We start from the raw sequence: 12,488 nt of genomic DNA on the forward strand, positions 1-12,488 counted from the left end.
CTCTCTAGCTCTCGATGCCGGGTACGGCGTTGTCGATGTCCAGGGCGTCCAGCTCGGCGTCGGAGAGGCTCTCGATGAGGCCGATGCTCTCGCTGATCGCGTCGAGGTCGAGTGCGGCGCCGGCGCCGGGGTCCGGCAGGCCGCGCTCCAGCACGGCCGCCAGTTCGCCCAACCGGTTCGCGTCGAAGACCGCCTGGACCGTCAGTTCGGCGCCCGTCCGCTGCTTGATCAGGTTGATCAGCCGGGTCACCAGCAGCGAGTTGCCGCCGAACTCGAAGAATCCGCTCTCCGCGTCGAGCAGTCCCGCGTCGGTGTGCAGCAGCTCGGCCCACACCTCGGAGACGATCCGCTCGGTGTCGGTGAGCGGGGCCGCCGGCCCGCTCCGCGCGGACCGCGCCGGGGCCTCCGGCTCGGGCAGCGCGGCGGTGTCGAGCTTGCCGTTGCCGGTCAGCGGCAGCGCGTCCAGCAGGACGTAGGCGGACGGCACCATGTACGGCGGGAGCGCCGCCCGCAGCGCGCTGTCCAGCCGCTCCCGCAGCTCCTGCTCCTGCGGCCCGCCGGGCTCGCCCAGGCTGCCCTGCGCCGGTACGACGTATCCGACCAGGCGCCGCTCGTCGCCCTGGCCGCGTACCACCACCCGGGCCTCCGCGACGGCGGGGTGCTCGTTGAGCCGGGTGGAGATCTCGCCCAGTTCGATGCGGTAGCCGCGGATCTTCACCTGGCCGTCGTTGCGCCCGAGGAACTCCAGCGAGCCGTCCGCCAGTCGGCGTCCCAGGTCGCCGGTCCGGTACATCCGGGCGCCCGGCGTCCCGGCGAACGGGTCCGCCACGAAGCGCTCGGCGGTCAGCTCCGACCGGTTCAGGTAGCCCCGTGACACCGCCTCACCGCCGATCACCAGCTCGCCGACCGCGCCGGTCGGCATCGGGTCGCCGTGCCGGTCCAGCACGTACACGCTCATGCCCGGCATCGCCCCGCCGATCGGCCTGGTGGTCAGGCGGGTGTCCGGCTCGGTGACCACCCGGTAGGTGGTGACCACCGTCGTCTCGGTGGTCCCCCACATGTTCACCAGCTCGGTCCCGTCGTTGATCGGCCGGGTGAACCACGGCGCCAGCGGCGCGGCGTCCAGCTCCTCACCGCCGAGCAGCACCGTGCGCACCCGGTGCGGGGCGCCGTCGTCCCCCTGCGCCGCGATCAGCTGCCCGAACCCGGTGGGCGTCTGGCCGAGCACGGTGACGCCCTCGTCGCACAGCAGGCGGTAGAAGTCGCGCGGGCTGCGCGCCACGTCCTGCGTCACCACGACCAGCCGGCCCCGGTGCAGCAGCGCGCCCCACATCTCCCACACCGTGAAGTCGAAGGCGAAGGAGTGGAACAGCGTCCACACGTCGCCTTCCCGGTAGCCGAACCACTCCTGGGCCGCGACGAAGAACCGTGCGACGTTGCGGTGCTCGACCATCACCCCCTTGGGCAGGCCGGTCGAACCCGAGGTGTAGATGACGTACGCCAGGTCCTTCGGCGAGGCGCCGGCCTCCGGCTCCGGGTCGCCGGCCGGCAGCGCCTCCCAGCGGGGGGCGTGCCCGGGGACGTCCACCACCCGGGCGCCGCCGGCGTCGAGGCCCTCGGGCAGCGCGCCGTCCACCAGCACCGCCTTCGGGGCGCTGTCCGACAGCACGTGGGCGAGCCGCTCGACCGGCGCCGACGGGTCCAGCGGCACGTACGCGCCGCCCGCCTTCAGCACCGCCAGCGCGCTCACCACCAGCCACTCCCCGCGCGGCAGGCAGAGCCCGACCAGCGACTCGCGCCCCACGCCCAGCGCCCTCAGGTACCGGGCGAGCCGGTTCGCCCGCGCGTTCAGCTCGGCGTAGGTCAGGGAGCGGTCCTCGCAGGTCACCGCCACCGCGTCCGGGACGGCACGCGCCTCCTGCTCGAACCACTCGTGCAGCCGGCGCTCCGACCTGGCGTCGGCCGCCTCGGTCGTCACCGGCTCCCAGGCGAACCCGACGAGTTCGCGGTCCCGCATCGCGGCCGGCAGCACGGACAGGCCGAGGGCCGGGGAGAGTGCGCGCTCCTCGTCGCCGAGCGCCTCGACCAGGGAGGCCATGGCGGCCTCCAGGCAGTCGATCACGACGTCGGCGTCCTGGGCCCGGTGGATCTGCGCGTCGATCCGGAACGCGTGGCCGAGGTCGTCGACCGAGACGGTCACCGGGAAGTTGCTGCGCTCGAAGACGTCCGACAGCGGCGTGACGCCCACCCGCTGCAGCCGGGCGGCGATGCCGTCGTCGCTCGGCAGGTGACGGTAGTTGAAGATCGCGTTGAACAGCGGCAGTTCACGACCCGGCAGGCCGCTGTGCGCCCTGGCCTCGGTGAGCGGGACCTGCTCGTGGCGGACCAGCTCGTGCAGCAGCTCCCCGGTCCGCCGGACCGCGTCGCGCACGCTCCGGCCGGCCAGGTCGAGGCGCACCGGCAGGGTGTTGATGAAGCTCCCGAGCATCCGGTCCGTGCCCGCGGGCCCCTGGAGGCGTCCCGACAGAACCGTGCCGAACACCACGTCGTCGCGGTCGGCGCAGGACGCCACGGTCAGCGCCCAGCCGACGTGGAACAGCGTCGCGGGGCTGATCCGCAGCTCGGCCGCCAGGTCGCGGACGCGTCGGCCCAGGCCGTCGTCCAGGGACCGGCGCGCCTCGACGACCTGCCGCCCGTCGCCGTGCACGTCGTGCAGGCCGAACACCACGGTCGGCTCCGTGACGTCACCGAGCAGCCCGGTGAAGAAGGACGCGGCATCGGGCCCGGCGGGCCGCCGCCGGGTGTGGGCGACGAAGTCGCGGTACTGCACCGGCTCCGGCAGGTCGTCCGCCCGGCCGTCCATGTGCGCGGCGATCTCGGCGAACAGCAGGCCGAGCGACGACGCGTCATGCAGCACGTGGTGCAGGCTCAGCGCCGCGTGCCAGACCCCGGTGCCCGGTTCCAGACCGGCCCGCAGCCGGATCAGCGGGGCCCGGTCGAGCGGCATCCTCGGGGCGTTGCGGACCGACTCGGCCAGCTGGTGCACGGCCGGCGTTCCCGCCCGGATCTCCGTCTCCTCCAGCACGAGCTCCACGTGGCGCAGCACCGCCTGGACCGGTGTGCCGAGCCGGTCGGAGAGGATCACGGTGCGCAGCGCGTCGTGCCGGGCGATCACCGCCGTCAGCGCCGCGGCGAACCGGTCCAGGTGGTCGCGGTCCGCGAAGGCGAGAAGTCCCGAGGAGACGTACGGGTCGTGCGCGTCGTCCCGGACGTGGTGGAAGAGCATGCCCTCCTGCATCCCGGCGAGGGGGTAGACGTCCTGGAGGTTCGCGGCCCCGCCGGGCACGGCGGCGACGACCGCCGCGAGCTCCTGCTCCGTGAGGGAGACCAGGGGCAGCATCTCGGGGGTGATGCGGGTGGTGCCGGCCGGGATCCCGGCCGGCACGGGCGGGGTGCCGGAGTGGGCGGGGGTCACCGGGGCGGGCTCGACGGGGGCGGGCCCCGGCACCGGCTGCGCCGTCCGGGCGATCTCCGCGAGGTCGCGGGCGCGCAGGATGCTCGGCGGGTCGCTCAGCACGCCTCGTGCCCGCAGCCGGTCGGCGAAGTGGTGGGCGAGCAGCGAGTGGCCGCCCAGCGCGAGGAAGCTGTCCTCGGGGCCGAGTTCGTCCGCCGGGAAGCCGAGCAGCTCGGCGCAGACCTCGACGACCACGCGTTCCGGGCCGGCCGGAGCGCGGACGGGTTCCGGGGCGGCGGGGCCGGGCTCGGAGGCCGGGGTCCGGGTGGACGGGGCGAGTCGGGTGTCCGGGGACACGGGCTCCGGGTCCGCCGGTGCGGGCGCCACGGGCTCGGGCCGGCCGGCCGGGGCCGTACCCGCCGGCACGGGCCGGGCCGGCGTCCCGGCGAGCCAGTGGCTCGACCGCTCGAAGGCGGTGGCCGGCAGCGCCACCGGACGCCTGCGCCGCGCGTACAGCCCGCCCCACGGAATCCGGGCGCCGCACACCCACAGCTCGGCGAGCCGCTCCAGATCACGGTCGGCGACCAGCGCGGAGACGAACGCCTCGCCCCGGACCCCTTCGAGCACCGCCATGAGGGGGAGCGACCCGTCGTCGGTGTTGCCCGTGTGCGGCAGCGGTCCCGACGGGGCCTCGGCCGCCGCGGCACCGTCCGCCCCGGCCAGGAAGGCGGCGAGCGACGCCCGCAGCTCCTGAACGCTTCCGGCCACCACGGCGAACCGCGCCGGCATCGCCTCACGGCCCAGCTGCAGGGTGTACGCGACGTCCGCGAGGCTCACCGCGTCGCGCCGGTCGAGGAACGCCAGCAGTCGGCCCACGGCCGTGCGCAGCCGCGCCGGGTCGGCGGCCGACACGACCAGCAGGTGCCGCCCGGCGTCGTCGGGTTCGGCCCGCCTGACCGCCGCCCGCGGCGGCGCCTCGACCACCAGGCTGACGTGGCTGCCGCCCGCCGCGACGGAGTTGATCAGCGAACGCCGGGCCAGCGGACGGCCGTCCGCGTCCTCGCGCTCCTCCCAGAGGGTCAGCCGCTCGCAGAGCGTCAGCGGCCCGCCGGCCAGCGCGAGGTTGGGGTTGGCCTCCCCCGCGCCGACGAGCGGGGCCAGCTCCCGGTGCCGGAGCTGGAGGGCGACCTTGGTGAGCTGCGCGATGCCCGAGGCCGCCTCCGGGTGCCCGAGGTTGGACTTCACCGAGCCGACCACCACGGGCTCGGCCACCCCGTCGAACACCTCCCGCAGGGCGCTCACCTCGATCTCGTCGGACAGCGCCGTGCCGTTCGCCGACGCCTCGACGTAGCCGATCGACGCCGGCTCGGCACCGGACCGCTCCAGCGCCCGGCGCATGACGGTCACCTGGGCGCGGCGGCTGGGCGTGAGAAAGCCGTTGGCGCGACCGCTGTGCAGCGAGGCCGTTCCCTTGATGACGGCGTGCACCTCGTCCCCGTCGCGCAGTGCGGCGTCCAGCGGCTTGAGCAGGACCGCGCCCACGGCCTCGGCCGGGAGGTAGCCGTCGCCGTCGCGGAAGCTCCGGCTGTCCGGACCGCTGCCCAGCATCCGCATCCCGGCCAGCCCGAGGAACTTGTCCGGCCGGGGAGCCAGGTTCACCCCGCCGACGACGGCGGCCTCGCACTCCCCGCGCTGGAGGTCGGCGCAGGCGAGGTGGAGGGCCATCGCCGAGGACGTGCACATGCTGTCGACGGCCAGGCTCGGCCCCTCCAGCCCGAAGAAGTGCGAGACCCGGTTCGCGATCATGTTGTACGACGCCGTCGAGGTGAGCGCCGCGAGCGCGGGGTCGGAGGCGTCCGCCCGGTACTGCAGGTAGGAGGCGCCGACGTAGACGCCGACGCTCCGCCGGTACCGGCGCTCGATCACCTCCTGGGTGACGCCGCAGCCCTCCAGCAGCTCCCACACCGTCTCCAGGAACAGTCGCTGCTGCGGGTCCATCGCCGCCGCCTCGCGGGGCGACACGCCGAACAGCGCCGCGTCGAACATGTCGATGCCGTCGAGGAACCCGCCCCAGAGCCCCGACCGCTCCGCCTCGCCCCAGCGGTCGGCGGGCGGCTCGGTGACGCAGTCCTTCCCGTCCCGCAGGTGCGTCCACAGCGTGTCCAGGTCCGCCGACTGCGGATAGCGGCCGGCGATGCCGATGACGGCGACGTCCATGAAGTTCCCTCTGTGTTCCGTGGACCGGAGCGCCGCGCGTTCCGGTACGGGCGTGGTCTTCGCGCCCCCGGCGGGGCCGGTCGGCGGCTCCGCGGGGGCGGCTGCCGGTTCGGGCCGGGGTTCTGGTTCGTGGCGGTGCTCGGGTTCGTGGCGGTGCTCGGGTTCGGGTCGGCGCTCGGGTTCGGGTCGGCGCTCGGGTTCGGGTCGGGGTTCGCCCAGCAGGGCGCGCAGGGCCTCCGGATGCTCGGCCGCGAAGTACCGCGCCAGCTCCCGCAGGGTCGGCAGTTCCAGCAGCAGGGTCCTGGCCAGCGGGCCGAAGGCCCCCTCCAGCCGGGTGACGGCGTCGACCGCCAGGACGGAGTCCATGCCGTACCGCTCCAGCTCGACGTCCGGGTTCAGCCGCTCCGGACCGAGCTTGAGGACGTCGGCGAGCACCCTCCGCAGGTGGCCGACCGCCCGGTCCTCCAGCAGCCGGTCCCCGGCCCCCGCGGCCTCGGACGTCGGGACCCGGTCCCCGGCCGCGGCCGCGCCCGCCGCCGGGTGCGTCGCCCCCGGCCGGATCGCCCTGCCGGTGATCCGGGCCAGCGCCTCGCGCCGGCCCGCGAGCACGGTCAGCCGACCGTCCCCGGCGGCGTCCGGGTCGGTCAGCGCCCACCGCAGCACGGCGAGCCCCCGGGCGGATTCGAGCGGGGCCAGGTCCATGCCGCGCAGCCGCTCCGTGACGGCCCGGTCCGCTCCCATGCCGCCGTCGGCCCAGAGCGGCCAGCCGACGGACACCGTCCTGCCGGTGCGCCGCCCCGCCGCGACGAGGCGGTTGCGGTACACCGCGTAGGCGTCCAGGAACGCGTTGGCGGCGGCGTAGTCGGCCTGGCCGACGTTGCCGAAGGCGCCGCTGGCCGAGGAGAGGCAGACCAGGAACTCCAACGGCTGATCACGGGTCAGCTCGTCGAGGTGCACCAGCCCCGCGACCTTGGGCGCCAGGACCCGGTCCAGCTCCTGCGGGAGCTTGCCGACGACGAGCCGGTCCGCGAGGACGCCCGCACCGTGCACGATGCCGGTCAGCGGCCCGTGCTCCCGGACCACGTCGGCCATCAGCCGGGCCGCGGTCGCCCGGTCGGCGATGTCCGCGCGCCGGTACTCCACGGTCAGCCCCGCGGCGCGCAGCGCGTCCACCTCGTCCTGCCGCTCCCCGGAGAGGGCGGAGCGGCCGACCAGGACCACCGTGGCCCGGCGGACCGCGGCCGCGATGTCCCCCGCCACGATCCGGCCCAGCGCGCCGGCGCCCCCGGTGACGAGGTAGACGCCGTCCTCCCGCCAGGGCGCGGTCGCGGCGCCGACGGGGCCGGTCTCCTCCAGCACCGCCGTGTACCGGCGGCCGTCGCGGTAACGCACCTCGGGCTCGGGGCCGGGGCCGCCGGCCTCGGCCGTCAGCCGGGCGCCGACGGCGGCGGGGGACGCTCCGTCGAGGCAGTCCACGAGCTGCCCGTGCAGCCGGGGGTTCTCCAGACCGGCCGTCCGCAGCAGCCCGGACAGGCCGCGCAGGCAGGCGAGCCGGTCTCGCTCAGGGCCGGCGGCGGCCGGCCCCGCCAGGGCGACCTGGAACAGTACCGGGCCGGGCAGGCCGGGCCGCAGGACCTCCTGGAGCCGCGCGAGCACCTCCTGTGCGGCCTCGGTGTACTGCCGGTCCAACGCACCGTCCGCCGGCGCGACGAACCGGCAGTCGGCGCTCGGCGGCAGTCCGGCCCGCAGGTCGTCGCGCTCCTCCGCGGAGAGGCCGCCGACGACCGTCACGTGGTGCGCGGCGAACCCGTTCGCTGCGCCTGCCCCGTCGAGCTCCGCACCGGGCACCCAGCCCGGAAGCAGCAGCACCACTTCGCCGTCCGGCCCGTTCCCGTCCCGGCCGCTCGCCTCCGTCGGAGCCCGGTCCGGCAGGACCCCGCCGGGTGCCGCCCCGTCGAGCTCGATCCAGCAGCGCTCGCGGGCGAACGGGTAACCGGGCAGCGGCACGCGGCGCGGCCTCGGTCCCGGACCGCTCGTGCGGCCGGAGCCGTCCGTACCGGAACCCGTCGGCACCGCCTCCCACGGCACCGGGGTGCCCGCGGCCCACAGCCTCAGCAGCCGGTCGCCCGAGCCCTCCCGGGTCCAGTCCTCCAGGGCGCCCGCCAGCTCCGCCTCGTCCGGTGCGACCTCCGTGAGCACCGTGCCGCGCACCCAGCCGTCCGGCCGGTCCGGCTCGGCCGCGAACCGCGCGAGCACGGCCCTGGCTTGTGCCCGCGAGTCCGCCGCGAAGGCCAGACGCTCCTCCAGGACCACCCGGCCGGTCTGCAGCGTCCAGGCGACGCCGGCCAGCTCGGCCTCCGTCAGCTCGGCCAGTCGCGCCTCCAACCGCCGTGCCTGCTCGACCAGTTGGGCTTCACTGCGGGCCGAGAGCACGATCAGCGCGGGCCGACCGGCCGGGCCCGGCTGCGGCTGCGGCATCTCGTACTCGGTGAGGACGACGTGCGCGTTCGAGCCGCCCGCGCCGAAGCTGGACACCCCCGCCGTCCGGGGAAGGCCTCGGCTCCGCCCGCCGTCCGTGACCGTGGGCCGCCGCCAGGGCTCCAGGCTCCGCTGCACGCGCAGCGGGGTCCGCGGGAAGTCGATGTGCGGGTTGAGCGTGGTCGCGTGCAGGCTGGGCACGAGCTGGCGGTGCCTCATCTGGAGCAGCACCTTGGTGACCCCGGCGATGCCGGCCGCGCTCTCGGCGTGCCCGATGTTGGACTTGACCGAGCCGATCGCGCACTGCTCCGGCCCTGTGCCGGCCTCCTCGAACGCCTTGACCAGCCCGGCGACCTCGATCGGGTCCCCCAGCGAGGTACCCGTACCGTGCGCCTCGATGTAGCCGACCGACCGGGGGTCGACGCCGGACGCGGCCAGCGCCCGGCCCACGACCCTGCCCTGGGCCGCCGGGCTGGGCACGGTGTAGCCGTTGGTCCGCCCCCCGTGGTTCAGCGCGGTGCCCTTGATGACCGCGTGGATGTGGTCGCCGTCCGCCACCGCCCGGTCCAGGGGCTTGAGCAGGACCGCGCCGACCCCCTCGCCGGGCACGTAGCCGTCACCGCCGGCCCCGAAGCTGCGGCAGCGACCGTCGCTGGAGAGGTAGTTGCGCTGCCCCAGCATCAGGTACTTGTTGGGGTGCGCGGTGACGTTGACGCCGCCCGCGAGCGCCGCCCCGCACTGGCCGCTGCGGATCGCCTCACAGGCCAGGTGGATGGCGGTCAGCGAGGACGAGCACATGGTGTCCACGCTCATGCTCGGCCCGGTGAACCCGTAGACGAAGGACACCCGGTTCGCGACCGACGACGCACTCCCGGACAACGCCACCGCCTGGCCGCGGTCCTGGGCCTGCGCGCCGTAGAGCTGGTAGTCCTGGTACATCACGCCGGTGAAGACGCCGACGCCGCCGCTCGTGCGGTCCAGCACGTCCCCGGTGTACCCGGCGTCCTCCAGGACGTGGTGCGCGCACTCCAGGAACAGCCGCTCGTGGGGGTCGAGGTGCTCGGCCTCCCGCTGCGAGATCCGGAAGAACAGCGGGTCGAACAGGTCGATGCCGTCGAGGAAGCCACCCCAGAGGTCGGTCTCTCCCGCCCACTGCGGACGCGTCCACCGCTCGGCCGGGACCCGGCGCACCGAGTCGCGGCCGGACCTGAGGTTCTCCCAGAACTCGTCCAGGTCCGCCGCCTCCGGGTAGCGGCCGGCGACGCCGATGACGGCGACGTCGATCCCGGCGCCCGCGTCGGACGCCGCCTGCGGGGCCGCGCCCGCGGCCGCTTCCGGGGTCCGGGGCGCCCGCGCCTCCCGGGTCCGGGGCGCAGCCGCCTCCGGCGCAACCGCCGCGGCCTCCCCCGGTCCCCCGGGCAGGGCACGCGTGCGCAGCCCGGACAGGTCGGCGCACACCCGGCCCCGCTCGTCGAAGACCGTGACGTCCACCGGGGTCCGCGCCCCCGCCGGACCGCCGCCCGGCCGGTACCGGACCCAGGCGAAGGCCCGAGCGGGGATCGCACGGTGGGCGTCCACCCGCTCGACGGCGAACGGCAGGGCGGGCTCGGCCGATCGGTCCGCCGCGCCGTCCTCCCCGAGCCACAGGCCCGCGGTGGCCTGCAGCGCCCCGTCCAGGAGGGCCGGGTGCAGCAGGCACCCGGCGAGCGGGTCGGCGGCGACCGGGAGCCGCAGCTCGGCCAGCGCCTGCGGGCGCCCCGCTGCGTCGGTGCCGGTACGCAGACCGGCCAGCGAGCGCTGGGCGGGGCCGTACTCCTGGCCGAACCGGGCGAAGAGGTCGTAGATCCGCGCCGCCGACACCTCCGCGCCGGTACAGCCGGCCCGCGCCGTCTCCAGACCGTCCGACTCGTCCTCGCCGCCCTCGGCGCGGTCGTCGACCAGGTACGCCCGGCCCTGACAGCACCGTGCGTCACCGTCGTTCGGAGCCGTGATCTCGAAGTCCGCGCCGCCGACCGCCTGCCGCACGGTGACCCGCAGCTCCAGCCCGTCGGGCCCGCAGAATGCGGGGCGCAGCCAGACGACCTCCTCCAGCCGCACCCGCTGTGCGGTCGGTGCGTCGAACCAGGCGGACACGGCCGCCCGCGCCAGCTCCAGGTGGGCGACCCCGGGCAGCACGCGGGCGCCGCGCACCAGGTGGTCCCTCAGGTACGGCTCGCCCCCGTCGAATCGGGTCTCGTACGCGACGGCGGAATCGAGGGGGACGGCGCGGTGCAGCATCGGGTGCAGGTCCGTCTTCGCCGTCACCGGCGTCGGCGAGGGCGAGGGCGTCGGCGTCGAGGCCGCCGGCCGGGCGCCCGGCACCACGGGCGCGGGCACGACCCGGTCACCCCGGCAGGCGTGGACGTGCTCGGCCAGCTCCCGCACGGTCGGCTGCGCGACCAGCACGGTGGTGGTGAGCGCCAGGTCGTAGCGGCCGTTCAGGCGCTCCGCGAGAGCGGCCAGGGCGACTGGATCGAACCCGAGCTCCGTCAACCCGGCCTCCGGATCGATCTGCCGGACCGGCACTCCGAGCAGCGCCGCGATCTCCTCCACCAGCTCGCCGCACACCACGCCCGCCGCGCCGGTCGGCCCGCCGCCGACCGGCAGGGGCGCGCCGGTGGGGGGTGGGGCCGCCGGGCCGCCGGCCTCCGTGAGGCGTTCGTCCAGCCAGGCCGCCAGCTCCGCGATCGTGGTGCGCTCGAAGACGACGGTCGGGGAGAGCTCGATCGCGAACCGCTCCTCCAGCTCCCCCACCAGACCGACCAGGGTGACGGAGGACAGTCCGAGCTGGTAGAAGCCCGTGTGCGAGCCGACCTCGGCCGGCGGCGCCCCGAGCCGCGCGGCGACCAGTTCGCGCAGCACGGCGACGACGTCCCGCCCCGCCGCGGTGTTCCTGGCCTGTGGGGCGGTGGCCTGTGGGGCGGTGGCCTGCGGGGCGGGCTCGCCCCGGACGTCGAGGGCCGCCACGGACCGGACCCGCTTGGCCGCGAGTCGGCCGACCTGGGCGATCTTCGCCCCACTCGCGTCGTAGAACTCGGCCGCCAGCCGGATCAGTTCCTCGTCCCTGCTGGTCGAGTCGGCCGAGACCCTGACGAAGCAGCGCCTGCCCAGCGGGGCGATCGCCCGGAACGACTCGAACACGAGCGGCAGGTAGAGGGCCTCGCCCGGGTCACCCCCGCTTCCCTCGTGCAGCATGTGGCTGTTCACGCTGCCACCGAGCAGCCCCGCCTCGAACAGCGCCGGGTGGAAGAGGAAGCCGTCCGCACCGCCCGGCCGCGCCGAGGGGAGTTCCAGCTCCACGACCAGGTCCTCACGGCGGTGATGCACCACGCCGTCGACCTTCATCAGCCCCGAGTGAACCAGTTCGTGCTCGCGCAGCCATTCGTAGATATCGGCGAGCGACGTTTGCCGTTCCACTCCGGCGAGCGGCACCGGCAGCCGGTCCGGGAAGGCGCTCGACGATGGACGCACCGTCATTGACGCGTGCAGTACATCCGCTTCCCGCCCGCGCCGACTGCGAACCTCGATCCGCCACCCTTCCGTGGGCGCGGGACGTCCCTCGACGGTGGTCAGGACCTCCTCGCCCGGCTCCGCGACGAGCGGCGCCAGGATGGTCAGGTTCCGGAACTCGACGTCCGCCATGGCATGGCCGTGCCTCGCGAGCACCTGCAGCACCAGATCCACATAGCCGACACCCGGCAGAAGGTTCCGGCCGTAGACGACGTGACCTCGCAGCAACGGGTTTTCGGACGTAATGGTGAATGTCTCGGCGAACGTCACGGATTCAGCCATCGGTATCCATCCCAGGGCAGCGTCGAACCGGCGTTGGTGCCCGACCCGGGACCAATCACGGAGGCTTCCAGGCCCTTACGAAAAAGCCCGGATCAACACGTAGCAATTCACAGCGGACGAAAATAAAAGGGCGACAAGACCTACCCGGCCACATGAAAGTACAGACACTCCTCGCCTGAGCAAAGAGCGCCAAAAGAGCACCAAAAGGCCGCACCGGAAATGTGTGAAGGCGGTGGCCCCACACCGTCGGAAAGTCGGGAGGCACCAAGGCCACGCCCGTCAAAGACCAGCAAACCACTTACGCTGTCGGCAACTTCGGCCGCCCGGCCCAGTAGTCGCATTCACCTCAGAAGAGACCCCCGTCACTCCTTCCCCCTTCGTGATCAGCCGCCACGCTATACGACCACACACAACGATCGCAATGAACACAGCGTCATCTTCCGACCGCCCCGGGGGACGGAGCGTAACGGTCACCCGGTGCAGGCGGGCCGTAAAGGATCGGCCGACC

General features: G+C 74.8%; 1 protein-coding gene. It reads right to left on the minus strand.

All coding sequences use genetic code 11. The features are described 5' to 3' along the window. Window positions 1-4 precede the first annotated feature (4 nt). Entirely contained in the window at window positions 5-11,980 is an 11,976-nt protein-coding gene (locus tag OG550_RS03350; RefSeq protein WP_327674314.1) for a non-ribosomal peptide synthetase, read from the minus strand. Between the last annotated feature and the right edge of the window lie 508 nt (window positions 11,981-12,488).

It is taken from the genome of Kitasatospora sp. NBC_00458 (assembly GCF_036013975.1).
Taxonomy (GTDB): Bacteria; Actinomycetota; Actinomycetes; order Streptomycetales; family Streptomycetaceae; genus Kitasatospora.